Origin of the sequence: Pedobacter sp. MR2016-19 (assembly GCF_014947265.1) — a bacterium.
Classification (GTDB): domain Bacteria; phylum Bacteroidota; class Bacteroidia; order Sphingobacteriales; family Sphingobacteriaceae; genus Pedobacter.
Genome location: NZ_JADCNK010000029.1, coordinates 46,461 through 63,849, shown reverse-complemented (window position 1 = coordinate 63,849; position 17,389 = coordinate 46,461). Strand labels below are relative to the sequence as shown.

At 38.2% G+C, this 17,389-nt stretch carries 11 protein-coding genes; 10 read left to right on the top strand and 1 reads right to left on the bottom strand.

Annotated elements, in window-relative coordinates; genetic code table 11:
* Nucleotides 1-191: 191 nt before the first annotated feature.
* On the bottom strand, nucleotides 192-980 hold the full coding sequence (locus tag IM793_RS23320; protein WP_227256365.1) for an SDR family oxidoreductase: 789 nt from the start codon (nucleotides 978-980) through the stop codon (nucleotides 192-194).
* 162 nt (nucleotides 981-1,142) lie between these two features.
* On the opposite strand from IM793_RS23320, the gene IM793_RS23315 reads away from it, so the two are divergent.
* From IM793_RS23315 to IM793_RS23270, 10 genes are all read left to right on the top strand, one after another.
* Nucleotides 1,143-3,497, top strand: coding sequence for a TonB-dependent receptor (locus tag IM793_RS23315; RefSeq protein ID WP_193425692.1), 2,355 nt, complete (start codon nucleotides 1,143-1,145; stop codon nucleotides 3,495-3,497).
* Between the two features lie 3 nt (nucleotides 3,498-3,500).
* Nucleotides 3,501-4,592, top strand: a complete 1,092-nt coding sequence (locus IM793_RS23310) for a PepSY domain-containing protein (protein WP_193425690.1) — start codon at nucleotides 3,501-3,503, stop codon at nucleotides 4,590-4,592.
* A 365-nt stretch (nucleotides 4,593-4,957) separates the two neighbouring features.
* Nucleotides 4,958-5,500 (top strand): transposase, encoded by a 543-nt coding sequence (locus tag IM793_RS23305; RefSeq protein WP_193425688.1) that lies wholly within the window; start codon nucleotides 4,958-4,960, stop codon nucleotides 5,498-5,500.
* Nucleotides 5,501-5,645: 145 nt separating this feature from the next.
* Nucleotides 5,646-5,927, top strand: coding sequence for a SelT/SelW/SelH family protein (locus IM793_RS23300; protein ID WP_193425686.1), 282 nt, complete (start codon nucleotides 5,646-5,648; stop codon nucleotides 5,925-5,927).
* Nucleotides 5,928-6,126: 199 nt separating this feature from the next.
* Entirely contained in the window at nucleotides 6,127-10,137 is a 4,011-nt protein-coding gene (locus tag IM793_RS23295) for a hybrid sensor histidine kinase/response regulator transcription factor (RefSeq protein WP_193425684.1), read from the top strand.
* Between the two features lie 139 nt (nucleotides 10,138-10,276).
* The gene (locus tag IM793_RS23290; protein ID WP_193425681.1) at nucleotides 10,277-11,599 is read left to right on the top strand and encodes a BNR repeat-containing protein; all 1,323 of its coding nucleotides are present in this window, start codon (nucleotides 10,277-10,279) and stop codon (nucleotides 11,597-11,599) included.
* A 16-nt stretch (nucleotides 11,600-11,615) separates the two neighbouring features.
* Entirely contained in the window at nucleotides 11,616-13,787 is a 2,172-nt protein-coding gene (locus IM793_RS23285; protein ID WP_193425679.1) for a family 43 glycosylhydrolase, read from the top strand.
* On the top strand, nucleotides 13,787-14,920 hold the full coding sequence (locus tag IM793_RS23280) for a glycoside hydrolase family 88 protein (protein WP_193425677.1): 1,134 nt from the start codon (nucleotides 13,787-13,789) through the stop codon (nucleotides 14,918-14,920). The genes IM793_RS23285 and IM793_RS23280 overlap by 1 nt, the downstream gene beginning before the upstream one ends.
* A gap of 14 nt (nucleotides 14,921-14,934) precedes the next feature.
* A complete protein-coding gene (locus tag IM793_RS23275; protein ID WP_193425674.1) occupies nucleotides 14,935-16,182 on the top strand; it encodes a DUF2264 domain-containing protein in 1,248 nt (415 codons plus the stop codon).
* 75 nt (nucleotides 16,183-16,257) lie between these two features.
* Nucleotides 16,258-17,376, top strand: coding sequence for a glycoside hydrolase family 43 protein (locus IM793_RS23270; protein WP_193425672.1), 1,119 nt, complete (start codon nucleotides 16,258-16,260; stop codon nucleotides 17,374-17,376).
* The last annotated feature ends 13 nt before the right edge of the window (nucleotides 17,377-17,389 follow it).

The following is a 17,389-nucleotide window of genomic DNA, read 5'->3' as shown; positions in this document are numbered from 1 at the left end:
GAACGAGTGCGGACTTGTAATGGAATGCGGGACTAAAAATGCCAAGCTCAGAGAACTGTTCATTTCCAAATCAATTTTGATATCATATCCGTGGAGTTGGATGTTCCCATCCGACACTCATACATCAAACAGGATAATTCACGGAAATGAGGTGTGCGATTAGTTAGATGGTAACATTTGACTACATAGAATTAAGTTTTATAAATCCCTGCGGCCATTTTTTCGATGAATCCCTTAGGCAAGATTCTATTGGCATATACACTGATGATATTGGTAAAACCTGGAATAATTTCAGATTTCCCTGCGAACATTCCTTTTATGGCAATTTCGGCCACATCATCAGGCTTCATGTTAAACTTCTCTGCCATTTTGTTAAAAGCATCCAGTCCGGCGCGGTGTGCAAAACCGGTATCAACAGGGCCTGGGCTCAGGCAGCTCACTGAAACCGGACCATCTTTAAGTTCGAATCGTAAAGCTCTCGTAAAAGATAAAATAAAAGCTTTAGTTGCCGAATAAATGGCCAAAGTAGGTACCGCCTGGTAGGCTGCAGTGCTGCAAACGTTGAGTATATAAGCCTTTTTTTCAGTTGAAAGGATTGGAAGTAATAAATGGCACAATGACGTTACTGTAGTCATATTTAATTGACACATTTCTAACTGAGCACTTAAATCCAGCTCTGCAAATTTGCCCCACAATCCATAACCTGCATTGTTAATCAGGATATTAATGGCATAATTGTTTGCAGTTATCCAGTTTAATACTGCTTTGGGCGCTTCAATATGGCTAAGATCGATCGCCAGGATGTGCACTTCAACCCCATATTGATTTTTAATCGCTGATTGTAAAACACTTAATTCATCAGCCGAACGGGCAATAAGCAACAAGTTGATTTTTCTTCTGGCCAGCGCAATGGCCATCGATTTGCCAATACCTTTGCTGGCTCCGGTGATCATTGCGTACATCATCTTTGTTTCCAACATCTTTTTACTTCAAACAGTTTAACGCAAATATCAAATAAATTAAATCTTATGCCTTATTTATTTTAAAATGATGAATGATTAACAGCAGGTAGGCATCTTTTTTTGATTTATTATTTTTAACGAGTCTAAATAATGTTAGCTTTGCCGAAATTTAGAAATTGCATGAGATACCCATACCTGAAATTTTTTGCCACTGCTCTTATTACACTTCTATTCACAACCACCCTCTTTGCACAAACAGGGAAGGGAACAATTAGTGGAAAAGTTGTCGATTCGTTAGGGAATAGTATTTCTTTTGCCAATATACAGGTTAGAAAACAGAATCTTAAAACTACTTCTGATAAATCAGGCGCATTTAAGTTAACAGCTGTTCCTGCCGGAAACCAACAGATAAGGGTTTCGATTACCGGATATGATCAACTCGAACAAGTGGTATCGGTTACTGCAAACGACACCACTCAGGTAATATTTGTTTTAAAAGAGCAGCGCTCAGAACTGAACGACGTGATTGTTTCGGCAAGTAGAAGACCCGAATCTTTATCGCAAACACCATCTTCGGTAACGGTGCTTACCGTTAAGGAATTGAATACACAATCTGCAATCAGTCCAAATTTGGCCAATATCCTTTCATATAGTGTACCAGGATTGGGTTTTTCTACTAATCAAACGGGTAACTCCGGTCAGACTTTGCGCGGTAGAAATGTTTTGGTATTAATTGATGGTATTCCGCAATCTACGCCTTTAAGAGCAGGAGGAAGGGATATCCGAAGTATAGATCCATCAGTGATTGAGCGTGTTGAAGTAATTAAAGGTGCCACCGCTATTTACGGTAATGGTGCAGAAGGAGGTTTGATTAATTATATTACTAAAAAGGCCGACCAGGGAAAATCATTCGGAGGTTATTCACAGGCTGGAATTACCGGAAACTTAAAGGGCGATAGCACCATTGGCTACCGTTTTTCGCAACAGCTTTATGGCAAGATAGGTAAATTTGATTACCTGGTAAGCGGGATGTTCGAAAAAACAGGTGTTTTCCGCGATGCTGAGGGCTTGGTTATCTCGCCGGAATATGGTTTGGGCGAAACCAGATCTTATAACGGATTTGTAAAATTGGGTTATAATTTTACGCCTAAACAGCGCTTGCAGGTGATGTATAATTATTTCAGCTCCAGACAACACTCGAAATATATAACTAAAGATGGTGTTTACGGTCAATCGCCTGCTATCGGTATTTATGGCACAAGATTGGGCGAAGATGAGGGAACCAGGTTTAACCACAATGCGAATTTACAATATACCAATCAACAGATTTTCGGGAAAACCGATTTAACAGCCAATGTATATTACCAGGATTTTTATACGATTTATTCCAACTCCGCTTCATTTTTCGGAAGCGGCCAATCGGCCATTACCTCTACCAAAAAAGGAGCAAGGGTAAACCTGAACACACCTTTTAACGTTACAGACCAGGTACCCATGCAATTGAACTATGGTTTGGATTTAATGAACGATAAAACTGCTCAAAGTTTAACTGATGGTCGTTTATGGGTGCCTAATATGAATATGGTCAACTTCGCACCCTACTTACAGGCTTCTGCAACTTTAATCAATGATTTAACCATAAAAGGAGGTTTAAGGGTCGAAAATATTAACATTAATGTAGACGATTTTAATACCCTGGCTACCGGTGCAAACGGTGCAGGAAGTATAGCGGTACAGGGTGGAAAATTAAACTACAACGCTTTGGTATTTAATGCCGGAGCACGTTACTCAAAATTCAAGTTTTTTAATCCTTTTATCAGTTATGCGCAGTCGTTCTCGGTATTTGAGTTAGGTAGGGTATTAAGGGCGGCAAAAAGTAATACTTTATCGCAATTAGAAACCAAACCAATTATTGTAAATAATTATGAAGCGGGTTTTAGCAGCAGCGTAGGTAAACTGAATTTCAGTGCTGCTTACTATTACAGCACTTCTAAACTGGGTGCCAATCTTTTAGAGGTGAATGGAACTTACATCTCTCAACGTATTCCCGAGCGTGTATATGGATTTGAAATCCAGGCTGATTATCAGTTACTAAAGGAACTGAGTATCGGTGGTAATTATGCACAGGTAGAAGGAAAAGGCGATGTGGATGATGACGGTAATTTTAACGGAGAGAAGGATGTATACTTAAACACAACACGTATCCCACCTTCAAAAACTACTGTTTATCTTAAGTATTCAGGCATTAAAAACTTAAGTTTGGATGTAAACTGGATGCGTGTAGGAAATCGCGACCGTTTTAAAACCAATGCTGCCGGTAAATATTTAATCGGAGAAGGCCCGGTAAAAGCCTTCAACTTATTTAATGTTGCAGCAGTATATCAGGTTACACAACCATTAAAACTATCGTTAGGAATAGAAAATTTATTGAATAAAGTTTATTACCCTGCTATTTCTCAGTTTTATGGCAGCAATGTAAATTATGTGAGAGGGAATGGACGTAGATTTAACCTGTCACTAGGCTACGCTTTTTAGGCAATGAAGAATAGGAAATTTAAAAATACGATCAGGAACATTCATCTCTGGCTCGGCCTGGCGACTGGCCTGGTGGTATTTATTATTAGTGTAACTGGTGCGCTCTATATCTTTGAAGAAGAAATCAGGGATTTTACACAAAAAGATTACCGCTATGTTCGGCTTCAGGAGAAGCCTTTTATAGGTTTAGATAAAGTTATTTCAGGATTCGAGAAACTTTCGCCGAAAGATGAATTGAGGCTGATCAGAATTGAAGATGCCTTGCCAAATGCAACGGTAGAACTTACCAATAAAAAGGGTAAGGTTTACTATTTTAATCCTTACGATGCCACTTTGGTTAAAAAAGGTGGCGAAGATTGGCTCCAGGTTGTAGAGCATCTCCATACCTCGCTATTGCTAGGTAAAACCGGGAAGTTCATCATAGAATGGTCGGTAGTTATTTTTATACTGATGCTGATAACCGGACTGATACTCTGGTTTCCGGGCCAAATGCGCTTATTAAAGCAATCGTTAACCATTAAACGAAAAGCATCATTTAAACGACTGAATTATGATTTGCATAATGTATTGGGTTTTTATGCGTCAGTTGTGCTATTGATTACCGCTTTGAGCGGTTTGTATTTTGCATTTAAAGAGGTGAAAAATGCTGCTAGTTTTTTTACGGGAAGTAAATTAGGGCAGGGCAAAGCTATCGTTTCGGCCAAACCTACGCATCTCGATTCGGTACCTTTACGTTACAATAAAATTTACACTGAGGCTAAAATGAAATACCCTGGTGCTATTTCCACTAGTTTTTCGCTGCGTGGTAAAGGCGAACTGCGATTAAGAATGATTTATCCTTACCATTGGGCGCGCAAACAGAATACCTTTTTTTATGAGGAAGCTACTGGTAAAATGATCAGGGCCAAACTGTATAAAGATTTTAACGGTGCCGATTTAATAGAAGCCACTAATTATGATCTGCATACGGGTAGGCTTTTGGGCCTTCCAAATAAAATTCTTTCTCTTCTGGCAGCTTTGATAGCAGCAAGTTTACCCATTACTGGTTTTATCATCTGGTGGAAGAAAAGGAAAAAGCGCAAAAAGAAATCATAAAATTTATAACGTTGATTCCGCATACATTTTAAGCTGTTTCAGCCCAATTGGCAAAACCCTTGCTAGCGCACGCGTGCCGCGTGTGCAATTTAGCTCAGCAATTCATGCTAAATTCTATTCAAGAGATCGTAATTTCTCTTGCTAGCGCGCGCGTGCCGCGTGTGAAATGTAGGTTAATATTTAAGAAAGCCACTTTTTTCCATTCATTTTCTTATATTTAAATAACAGTAAAGTTCCACAAGTTAAAACCATTATCTTGCCTGCTATCCCAGCTAAAATGGTTAATTCATTCCGTATTTTTGAAAAACAAAGCACAAAAACTTTTGCTAGCACAGTTGTGTTTAACATGTGGAAAACCTAAAGAAATGAGCCGTAAATATAAATTTTATAATAAAGAAGGCTTATACTTTGTAAGTTTTGCAACAGTATATTGGATAGATATATTTGTTCGTCCGGTATATTGCAATATTATCGTTGATAGCTTAATTTACTGTAAGAAAAATCTCGGCTTAGAACTTTATTGCTGGTGTATTATGCCAAGTCATATACATTTAATTTTTAGTGCAAAAAATCATAATCCAGATATCTTATTAGGCAGAATTAAAGAATATACTTCCAAAGAAATTGTAAAAGCAATTAAAGAGAACAGCCAGGAAAGTAGAAAAGAATGGCTGCTATGGATGTTTGAACGGGCAGGCTTAAAAAGCAGTAACGTTAAAGAATATCAATTTTGGCAGCACAATAAGCCAATAGAGTTGTGGAGTACGGCTGTTATTGAGCAAAAGGCAGATTACCTGCACGATAATCCTGTAGTGGCAGGTTTTGTTAACGAAGCATGGCATTGGAAATATAGCAGCGCAATAGATTATAGTGGAGGTAAGGGGTTGATAGAATTGGAAGAGTTGTGATGAAAGAAAATGCACACGCGGCACGCGTGCGCCAGCGAGGAGATCAACTCATTCTGCATCAATATATGTTCAATTGAGTCTGTTACCATCTAATATCTCCATTTTCCATCAATCCAAATTTTTTGTACCCTTGTAAAAAAAATCTATGGAAAAACCACTTGTTAATATCACGTATTGCCCTAAATGTGGCTGGATGTTACGTTCGGCTTACATGGCACAAGAAATTTTAACCACTTTTGTAGATGAGGTAAAGGGGGTAACTTTAATTCCGAGTGAAACATCTGGTGTTTTTACAGTTCATGTTGACGGAAAACTGATTTTTGATAGAAAGCAGATGCAAAGTTTTCCTGAAATTAAACAGCTAAAACAGCTTATTCGTGATGAAGTCAATCCTACAAAATATCTCGGGCATTCTGATGTTAAGTGATTGATGGTCAATATACTGCTTAATTTAAATAAGTTAATATACTGCGTTAATGTAGTGAAAATATTGCGCTATTAGCTATTTAATCCTAAATCATAGCAGCTAATGGAGTATGAGAAAATACGTATATTCGTTCCATACCAAATAATACTTCAGTACTGTTTTCTCTATGTTTCTTATACAAAAAAAAACTGCCTGCTTCATGCTATTTTTATGGATGGGCGCAGGTATTGGTTTTGCCCAGTCTTTAACTGTTCCACTTAAATACCTTGGGGTAGAAAGTGGTCTGTCTAACAACGTGGTAAATTCCTTGTATCTGGATCATTATGGTTTTATGTGGATGGGTACTTATGACGGATTAAACCGTTATGATGGTTATCATTTCAAGGTTTTTAGAAATGGGTGGGGAGATGAACATTCATTGGTAAACAATCATATCACAGTATTGAATGGAGATGAGAATAACAGGGTTTGGGTAGGTACGCAAAAAGGAATTTCATATTATGATTATGCCGATTCTAAGTTTCATCAATTGGTTTATCTGGATAAAGGCATAAAAAATGAAGTAAGTGATGCTATTAATTCAATTGCAATCAGTAAAGCTTCAGTTGTTTATGTGGCTACTGAAGAAAAAGGCCTGTTCATGCTTAAAAAGAATAGTAGTACAGCAGAACGGATCCCGTTTGGTAAAAATTTCGATTTTACGGTAAAAGCTTTATATGTAGATGAAAATCAAACCCTTTGGCTTTTTATAAAAGATGTTGGTCTTTGCAGGTATGATCATGATAAAAACACACTTCATTTAGTAACTTCTGCCATACGCTCGGTAACTTGCATTACCAAAGGTGCCAACCAAATGCTTTGGGTTGGAACAGAACACGGACTTTTTCAGTTTGATAAAGCCAGAGGTAGCCTGATCAGGTTCAACCAGCATTTAAGTAATGAGAATATTATGAATTTGTTGTTTGATCGGAAACAAAAGCTATGGATTTCGACCGATGGAGGGGGAATTGCTGTTTACGACACAAAAAATCAAAAAACGAATTACCTGTCTGCAGGAAAAGAAAAAGACTTACTGAGCAGTAATTCTATTGCACAGGTTTACGAAGACCGCGAATCCAGAAAGTGGATAGCAACCTTACGTGGCGGGGTGAATATCATTGATCCGGAAAATGAGCGGTTTACCACGATTAAACATGATCCATTAAATAGAAATTCCTTAATTAACAATTTTGTGCTCTCCTTTAGTGAAGATGAGCACAAAAACATCTGGATCGGAACTGATGGAGGTGGTTTAAGTGTTTGGAACCGGAAGCAAAATGTGTTTACTAATTATGCTAAAACCAGCGATCCGAATTCCTTAACCAGTAATTTTGTTACCAGTATTTTAAATGATACCGATCACAATGTCTGGGTGGCCACTTTTAGCGGAGGGATAGACAGGTTTAATAAAACAACCGGAAAATTTGTCCACTATAACTGTTATAATACTTTTAAAGGTATTGATGATATTAATATTTGGAAGCTTTATCAAGACAAACAACAAAATATTTGGGTAGGAACCACGAAAGGTGGCGCATTATACCGTTACAATAAGAGTACTGATAAATTTGAACTTTTCGACCATAAATTAAAGGATATTCACAGCTTGTTCCAGGATTCGAAAGGCAGGCTTTGGGCTGGGAATTATACCGATTTGATTGAAATAGATCCAATTAATAAAAAACATTATTATACAAAAATCAACTTTGCCATCAGGGCTATTCAGGAGGGTTTAAATCATCAAATATGGATTGGTACAGAAGGTGGAGGGTTACTGCTTTTTGATCCTGAAACAAAAAAAATAAAACGATATATCCAGAGTGATGGATTGCCGGGTAATTCGGTACTCAATATCCTCCAGGATAAACAAGGAAATTTATGGTGCAGTACCTACAATGGTCTGTCGAAATTTGATATTACACACCATAACTTTAAAAACTACTATGCTACTGATGGTTTACAGAGCAATCAGTTTAACTACAATGCAGCCCTAAAGCTTACTAATGGTGATCTTTTATTTGGTGGAATTGGTGGCTTCAACCTGTTTTCGCCCGATAGCATAAAGAAAAATAGAAGGATACCTAAAATGGTGCTGACAGATTTCAGGATCAATAATATTCCGCTCGACCAGGATTCAGGTTATAAGGATATCTCTATCGTTAATTTAGCTCATATAGAAATCCCATATAATGCTGCGGTGATTTCTATCGATTATGCAGCCATAGAATTTTCTTTTCAGGACCAGATTTCGTATGCTTATTACCTGGAGGGTTGGGACAGAGACTGGAATTATGTAAACAAATTGAGTACCGCTTATTATTCCAGATTAAGTGAGGGCGAATATAAACTGCACATTAAAAGTACCGATACAGAAGGTGCCTGGAGCAACAACGAAAAGATCGTGTTCATTCGGATTTTACCGCCCTGGTATCGTACCTGGTGGGCCTATTCCATTTATCTCATTATAGGATCTTCCCTGTTTTATCTTTTTCAAACTTATCGCAGCCGCCAGAGAAGATTAAAACACGAAGTGGAGCTTACCAATTTTAAAATGGAGCGTGAAAAGGACCTGAATGAGAAAAAGTTAAACTTCTTTACTAATATTTCTCACGAGCTTAGAACACCGTTAACCCTGATCGTTAATCCGATTAAAGATATTATCCATAAAAAAGATCCGGGGCAGGAAAAGAACGATTTAAGTGTAGTTTACCGAAATTCGAGGCGTTTATTAAGCTTGGTAGATCAGTTATTGCTATTTAGAAAAACGGAAAGTGAAAATGATACCTTGAAAATTGTAAGGATCAACCTATACAAATTTACAAACGAGATTTTCCTCTGCTTTAATTATCTGGCAAAGCAGAATCACATCGGGTATATATTTGAGTGCGAAGAAGAGGACCTGGATATTTATGCAGATAAAGACAAACTCGAAATTGTTTTTTTTAACCTGCTCTCTAATGCACTAAAATTTACACCAAAGGGCGGTTTTGTGAAATTTAGTGTTAAAAGCCTTGGTATGCGTGTGCATATTGAAGTGAGCGATAGTGGTCCGGGCATACCGGCGCATGTGGGTGAAAAGTTATTCGATAAATTTTATAAGGTTATGTCGAATGAATCGCTGAAAATGGGTTTCGGTATTGGTCTTTACCTGGCCAAAAACTTTGTAGAATTGCATCAGGGTAAAATTTCATTCCGCTCCAATCAGGGAATAGGTACGATATTTTTGATCGATATTCCGGTTGGAGAACCAAATTTGCAACACAGCGGTGTTTTTCAAAATGAATTAACCTATGTAAATGAACTTATTGCACAAGAGGAAGAAGCTGAAAATAATGACACGGAGAATGTAGGCAACCTCGAATTGCTTATCTCAGATTTACACTCAATTTTGGTTGTTGATGATAACCTTGAAATTATAGATTACATTAAACAGATTTTTCAAGATAACTTCAAAATTTACAAGGCCGAAAACGGTACCGATGGACTAAAACTTTGTAAAGAATATTTGCCAGATATCGTCATATCTGATGTAAACATGGATGGCCTCAACGGTATCGAACTCTGTAAGGCGATTAAAGACGATTCTGCCCTAAGCCATATTCCTGTAATTCTGCTAACCGGCGACCCTGGTCCGGAAGTAAAACTTAAAGGAATTGAAGTTGGTGCCTACGATTTTATAGGTAAACCTTTCGATAAAGAACTTTTTACAGCTAAGATTAACAGCATTATTAAAAACAGGACCAATCTTCAGTCTTATTTCTACAATGAAATAACCTTGAAGAGTGATGCCCACAAAGTCTCTCAGGAGGATAAGGGCTTTCTTCAAAAATGCATTATGATTATCGAAGAAAATTTAATGGAGGATAACTTCAACGTAAAAACACTGGCATCTGATCTTGGAATGAGTCATTCGAATCTTTATAAAAGAATCAAAGCTACTTCAGGCCAATCTATAAATGGTTTTATCCGTTTTATCAGGTTAAGAAAAGCTGCCGAATTATTAATCAATACCAATTTAAATATTAACGAAGCTGCCTTTAGAGTTGGCATAAATGATAGTAAATATTTTAGAGAGCAGTTTCAAAAGCTGTTTAAGTTAACGCCATCAGATTTTATAAAGAAACACCGGAAAAGTTTTCATAAATACTATAATGTTAATGCTACAACATAAAAGTTACGCTATTTTACGTTTTAAAAGGCATTTAGCTTAAAACACCCCCTGCAAAGTATGATTTAACCCCCTGTTTAAAGCTTAAAAATTTCGGTACTTAGGCTTTGCCAAATGTAATGCCGATCAGTGTAAACGTATAATGTATCAATACCTCAATAAAAGTATATTTCTAATCTGTGTGTTCGTCAGTGTTAGTCTGATAAGTGTTGCTCAAGAAACACAGCTGAGTACTATTGCCAGCAACGGTTGGGCGAACAATTCAGTAAATACAGTTATTTTTCGTAAAAATTCCTTAATTAGCTTTAAAGGCAGCCAGTATGCAGCTTACTATGATCACGAACAAAATGTGGTATTGGCCAAACGAAAAATCGGTTCTACCCATTGGACGTCGGTTATCACACCTTATAAAGGCGATGCTACCGATGCGCATAAATCAATCAGTATTATGATCGATGGGGATGGTTTTCTTCATATTGCCTGGGGCCAGCATAACAATAATTTAAACTACGCCAGATCAGCTTCAGCAGGTTCGTTAACTTTAGGCAAAAAAGAAGTTATGCTCTCCGCAAAGGAAAATAAAGTCAGTTATCCTGAGTTTTATAAACTGGCTAATGGCGATCTTTTGTTTTTTTACCGCGATGGGGGCTCTGGAAACGGAAACCTGATGATTAATCATTATAGTTTAAAAACCAGAAAGTGGACACCGGTACAAGATGGAATGATTGATGGCGAAGGCCAGCGTAATGCCTATTGGCAGGTTGCAGTAGATCAGGTTGGAACCATCCATTTATCTTGGGTTTGGCGCGAAAGCCCTGATGTAGCCAGTAACCATGATTTGTGTTATGCGAAATCAACCGATGGAGGCATCACCTGGTTAAAATCTACCGGCGAAAAATATAAGCTTCCCATTACCGCCACAAATGCAGAGTATACCGTAAAAATTTCACAGAAAAGTGAGTTGATTAACCAAACATCAATGTTTGCCGATGCGAAAGGTAAAGTATTTATTGCTGGTTATTGGCGCGGAGCGAATGAAACCGGGCCTCAGTATCACCTTGTCTTTAAAACAGATAGCAGCTGGAAAGTAAGTAACCTGAATTTTAGAAAAACAATGTTTAGCTTAAGTGGTACCGGTACCAAGCGGATTCCAATTTCGCGACCACAGATTATCGTTTGGCCAAATGGAAAACATTATGCCGCAGGTTTATTGTTTAGAGATGCCGAACGCGGAAACAAGGCATCTATTGCTTTAAATGATCATCTTGGATCAGAAAACTGGATAATTAAAGACCTTACCAAAACAAGCATGGGCGATTGGGAACCTACGTATGATACTGAACTTTGGAAAACTAAAGGTATATTAAGCCTATTTTTACAAAATGTTACCCAAATAGATGGCGAAGGAAAAGCAGACCAGGCGCCAACAAAGGTCCAGGTATTGGATTGGAAACCAAAAAAATAAAATAACCACACGAGAAATGAAATATTCACAAACAAAATATGCTATTCTTTTATTGCTGATATGTTTATCAGGAAAAATAATCGCACAACCTAAAAAAACTTCTGGTCAAAAAGCCGGATCAAAAGAGAATGTGGCTTACTTATTTACCTATTTCACCGGAAATTCGAAAGCAGAAGAAGCCATTCGTTTTGCAGTGAGTACCGATGGTTATCATTATAGCGCATTAAATAACAATAACGCAATCATTTCTTCTGAAAAGATTAGCAGCACTGGTGGCGTTCGCGATCCACATATTCTGCGCGGTGAAGATGGCAAAACCTTTTACATGGTGGCTACTGATATGGTTTCGGCTAATGGCTGGAACTTGAACAGGGCCATGGTATTGTTGAAATCAAATGATCTGATCCATTGGACATCAGCAGTTGTTAATATTCAAAAACGTTTTCCGAATAACGAAAACCTGCTGCGCGTTTGGGCTCCGCAAACCATCTATGATAAAACAGCCAAAAAATATATGGTTTATTGGTCGATGAAGAATGGCGATGATCCTGATAAAATTTATTACGCTTATGCCAACGCGGATTTTACCGACCTGGAAAGCACTCCAAAGCAGCTCTTTTTTAGTCCAACCAATGGCTCTTGTATCGATGGAGATATTATTTACGATAAAGGAAAATACAACCTTTTCTTTAAAACAGAGGGTAATGGCAATGGTATTAAAAAAGCAGTTTCTGATAAACTAACAGAAGGTTATGTATTACAGGATAAATACCTTCAACAAACTAAAGAAGCGGTAGAAGGTGCCGGTGTTTTTAAACTGAACCATGGCGATGAGTATATCCTGATGTATGATGTATATATGAAAGGCCGTTACCAGTTTACTAAGAGTAAAGATTTGACAAATTTTAGTGTGGTAGATCAGGATGTTACAATGGATTTTCATCCAAGGCACGGAACTATTTTGCCGATTAATCAACAAGAGTTAAGCCGGTTACTTAAACAGTGGTATACCGTTGAGTCTGTTCTACATACTGTAAAAAACAAGGCAATCAACCCAAATAATATTGTGCTGGATAGTGTGAACCAAAAACTTTATCTCCCTGTAAATTATGGCACAGATCTAAAGGCTTTTGATCCGCAGTTTAATACCTTTAACCAAATCAGTATCCTGCCAAAAGGAAAACTGGATTTTTCTAAAGGCCCTGTAAAAATTAAGGTGAGCATTCCTGGTCAGCAAGCTAAAACTTACGAGGTAAGTGTTGCAGTAGCGAATAACCCTGTGCTAAAAGGCTATTATGCCGATCCTGAGATTTTATATTCCAATAAAACTGCTAAATATTATATCTATCCAACCAGTGATGGATTTAACAATTGGAGCGGTACTTATTTTAAAACTTTTTCCTCAACAGATCTGGTTAACTGGAAAGATGAAGGCAAAATATTAGATCTTGAAAAAGACGTTTCATGGGCAAAAAGGAATGCCTGGGCACCTACTATTATCGAAAAGAAAGTAAATGGAAAATATAAATATTTCTATTATTTCACAGCTGCACAGAAAATTGGTGTTGCTGTTGCTGATGATCCGGCAGGACCATTTAAGGATAGTGGCAAAGCTTTAATTGCGGGCAAGCCAAAAGGAATTAAAGGTGGTCAGGAGATTGATCCGGATGTGTTTAACGATCCTAAAACCAATAAAAGTTATTTGTACTGGGGAAATGGCTACATGGCTGTTGCACCATTAAATGATGATATGATTTCGATTGATACCACTGCGATTAAAATTATTACCCCAAATAATGATTTCAGAGAAGGCACAGAAGTGTTTTATAGAAATGGGAAATATTATTTTTTATGGTCGGAAGATGATACCCGAAGTGAGAATTACAGGGTAAGATATGGTTTTTCTGACTCGCCTACAGGGAAAATAACCATCCCTGAAAACAATCTGATTTTGGCAAAAGATGCACCTCAGGGTATCTACGGTACAGGGCACAACAGTGTAATCAAAGTGAATGGCAGAGACGAATGGTATATGGTTTACCACCGTTTTACCCGGCCAAAAGGAATTTCAATGGGCGACGCTGCAGGCTTCAACCGCGAAGTTTGTATTGACAGGATGGAATTTAATACTGATGGAACCATTAAGCCTGTAAAACCAACTGTAAATGGCATTAAACCAATACACTAATGAATTCAAGATTATATAAAGTGCTTTTCTTACTCTTTTTCTTAACCAGCGGAGCGGTAAATGCCCAGAGCCAGCTGTCAAAAGAAGAAGTGCTGGAGATGATTAACCGGGCAAATACTTATTGGCAAAGTAGCAATAAACCCGAAGTGCGTGCCTTTTGGGATCACGCAGCTTATCATACAGGGAACATGGAGGCCTATGAGGTTACCAAAAACGAAGCATACCGAAAATATTCAGAAGATTGGGCCGAATATAACAAATGGATGGGCGCAAAATCAATCGATAAATCCAATTGGAAATATAAGTATGGCGAAACAGATGAACATGTACTGTTTGGCGATTGGCAAATCTGCTTTCAAACCTATATCAATCTATACCACTTAAAACCCGAAGAATATAAAATCGCCAGGGCAAAAGAGGTAATGCAATACGAAATGAGTACACCCAATAACGATTATTGGTGGTGGGCAGACGGCTTGTACATGGTAATGCCAGTGATGACCAAACTTTATAAAGTAACCAGCGATCAAAAATACCTGGATAAACTCTACGAATATTTTATGTATGCCAACAGCATCATGTACGATAAAAAGGAAAAGCTTTATTACCGCGATGCCAAATATGTTTATCCAAAACATAAAAGTGCCAATGGTAAAAAAGATTTTTGGGCAAGGGGCGATGGTTGGGTGTTTGCAGGTTTGGCGAAAGTGCTAAAAGATCTGCCCCTTACAGATCCACACCGGAATGAATTCCTAACCAAATACCGCAATATGGCCAAAGCAATTGTTAAAAGCCAGCAAGAAGAAGGCTATTGGACCAGAAGTATCCTCGATCCCCAACACGCGCCCGGACCTGAAACCAGTGGTACGGCATTTTTTACATATGGTTTGTTGTGGGGGATAAACAATGGTTATTTAAAAGAAAAAAACTATTTACCAGCAGCACAAAAAGCATGGACATATCTGGCTAAAACTGCTTTGCAGCCTAACGGTAAACTGGGGTATGTACAACCGATTGGTGAAAAAGCTATTCCGGGTCAGGTGGTTGATGTAAATTCTACAACGAATTTTGGTGTAGGTGCATTTTTATTGGCAGGAAGCGAAATGTACCGCTATTTATCCAGCAAACACTAAATTTTAAAGAGAAAATGAGACTTAAAAATATTTTGATTACAGGTTTATTGATCATCCTGGCCGGTGGATCTGTTTTTGCACAAAAGAAAGCCAAAAATACCAAAGGTGCGGCGCTAACTGACAGGCAGTTTTGGTTGCAGCAAATGGATAAGATGGTGAAACCTGTTTTATATAATTTGGCTAAAGACAGTTTGAGGATTGCGATGCCGAAGGTTACCTCTATCCATGTAGATAATAAAGAACACCGCATTAAAGTACAATATGTGGAGGTTTTGGGTAGGGTTTTAAGTGGTATTGCACCATGGTTACAGTTAGAAGGTGGTTCGGCTGAAGAAGTAGCGCTAAGGAAACAATATCGCGAGTGGGCTATTCAGGGCTTAAAGAATGCCTTAGATTCTAACGCCAAAGATTTTATGAACTTTGATATTGGTGGGCAACAACTGGTAGATGCTTCTTACGTAGCCCTTGCTTTGGTCCGTGCGCCATGGCTATGGGAAAACCTGGATAAGAAAAACCAGGCATTGATGATGCAATCTATTATAACAACCAGAAGATTTAAACCAGTTTTTTCTAACTGGTTACTGTTTTCAGCAATGAACGAGGCTTTTCTGGCTAAGTTCGGTTATAGTTGGGACCCTATGCGTGTTGATTATGCCCTGCAACAAATGGAACAGTGGTACACAGGTGACGGAATGTACACCGATGGAACATCATTCGCCTTCGATTATTACAATAGTTACGTAATCCATCCTTATCTGGCTACTTTGGCCAGTATCATTGGTACTAAAACGAGCAGTTATAAAGAAATGTTCGAGAAGATTAAAAAACGTAATGAACGATATGCCATCATTCAGGAAAGATTAATCAATGCCGATGGCACTTATCCTGCAACTGGTCGCTCGATCATTTATCGTGGAGCTGCATTTCATCATTTGGCTGATATGGCCTGGAGAAAAGCATTGCCTAAACAGTTAAGTCCGGCACAGGTACGTTGTGCTTTAACAGCGGTAATCAGAAAAACTTTAGAGAGCCCATCAACTTATAAAAATGGATGGTTAACAATAGGTTTATATGGCGATCAGCCCAATCTCGGCGATTTCTATAACAACCAGGGCAGCCCTTATATCGCCTCAAATATCTTCTTGCCTTTAGGTTTGCCGGCATCAGATCCTTTTTGGGCTAACCCGGCAGAAAAATGGAGTGCACAAAAGATCTGGAGCGGCGAGAATTTTGAGAACGACCATAGTGCCAGTTTAAAATAAATAAAACGTTGATATACCGTCGAAAAGATGTAGGTAATTACTTCTATATAATATTAAAATTAGTTAATTAAAATGATGAATAAGAGAATCAGTTTTGTTTTAGGATTTATCGCCTTTAGTTTGTGCTTAAACAGTTTTGTTTCTGCACAGCAAACCTATACCTCTTTTACCCCAGGTAAAATTTGGAAAGATGATAAAGGTGTTCATATCAATGCACATGGCGGCGGTATTGTGGAGCATAAAGGTGTTTATTATTGGTTTGGAGAACATAAAATTGAAGGAGAAATAGGAAATACGGCACAGGTAGGCGTGCATTGTTATTCATCGAAAGATTTATACAATTGGAAAGATGAAGGCATTGCCTTGCCGGTTTCAAACGATTTGACCAGTGATATTGCCAAAGGCTGTATCCTTGAAAGGCCTAAAGTAGTGTACAACAAGAAAACCAAAAAGTTTGTAATGTGGTTTCACTTAGAACTTTTGGGCAAAGGTTATGCAGCAGCCAGATCAGGTGTAGCTGTTGCAGATCGTCCAACCGGGCCATATACTTTTATCAGGAGCTATCGTCCAAATCCAGGTAAAATGCCTTTTTATGCATCAGGCACAGCCGAAAAAGATATGGTAAACTGCCAGCAACCAGCCAATAAAAGTGATGGCTTTTTCTGCAGGGATTTACCTGGCGGACAAATGGCAAGAGACATGACCGTTTTCGTTGACGATGATGGAAAAGCCTATCATGTATTTTCTTCCGAAGAGAATTTTACCTTGCATTTAGCAGAATTAACGCCAGATTATTTAGGGCATACCGGAAAATTTATCAGAATTTATGTAGGGCAGCAAACCGAAGCACCAGCTTTGTTCAAGAAAAATGGAACTTATTATATGGTTGGTTCAGGCTGTACAGGCTGGGCGCCAAATCCGGCAAGATGGTTTAAAGCAAGCAATATCTGGGGACCCTGGACTTATATGGGAAACCCTTGCCAGGGCGAAGGTGCTAAACTAACCTATGGTGGGCAAAGTACACATGTATTGCCAGCACCGGGTAAAAAGGGAGATTTTATTTTTATGGCCGATAAATGGGAGCCAAAAAATGCAATTGATGGCCGTTATTTATGGTTGCCGATCAAATTTGAGCAGGATAAAATTTCGATAAACTGGGCAGATGAATGGGATCTGAGCGTGTTTAGAAAATAAAGAAAAACAAAAT

What these genes read in the sequence shown, in the direction of transcription:
- IM793_RS23295 (WP_193425684.1), top strand. Translation starts at nt 6,127, where the DNA reads ATGCTATTTTTATGGATGGGCGCAGGTATTGGTTTTGCCCAGTCTTTA.
- IM793_RS23305 (WP_193425688.1), top strand. Translation starts at nt 4,958, where the DNA reads ATGAGCCGTAAATATAAATTTTATAATAAAGAAGGCTTATACTTTGTA.
- IM793_RS23315 (WP_193425692.1), top strand. Translation starts at nt 1,143, where the DNA reads ATGAGATACCCATACCTGAAATTTTTTGCCACTGCTCTTATTACACTT.
- IM793_RS23290 (WP_193425681.1), top strand. Translation starts at nt 10,277, where the DNA reads ATGTATCAATACCTCAATAAAAGTATATTTCTAATCTGTGTGTTCGTC.
- IM793_RS23320 (WP_227256365.1), bottom strand. Translation starts at nt 980, where the DNA reads ATGTTGGAAACAAAGATGATGTACGCAATGATCACCGGAGCCAGCAAA.
- IM793_RS23270 (WP_193425672.1), top strand. Translation starts at nt 16,258, where the DNA reads ATGAATAAGAGAATCAGTTTTGTTTTAGGATTTATCGCCTTTAGTTTG.
- IM793_RS23275 (WP_193425674.1), top strand. Translation starts at nt 14,935, where the DNA reads ATGAGACTTAAAAATATTTTGATTACAGGTTTATTGATCATCCTGGCC.
- IM793_RS23280 (WP_193425677.1), top strand. Translation starts at nt 13,787, where the DNA reads ATGAATTCAAGATTATATAAAGTGCTTTTCTTACTCTTTTTCTTAACC.
- IM793_RS23285 (WP_193425679.1), top strand. Translation starts at nt 11,616, where the DNA reads ATGAAATATTCACAAACAAAATATGCTATTCTTTTATTGCTGATATGT.
- IM793_RS23300 (WP_193425686.1), top strand. Translation starts at nt 5,646, where the DNA reads ATGGAAAAACCACTTGTTAATATCACGTATTGCCCTAAATGTGGCTGG.
- IM793_RS23310 (WP_193425690.1), top strand. Translation starts at nt 3,501, where the DNA reads ATGAAGAATAGGAAATTTAAAAATACGATCAGGAACATTCATCTCTGG.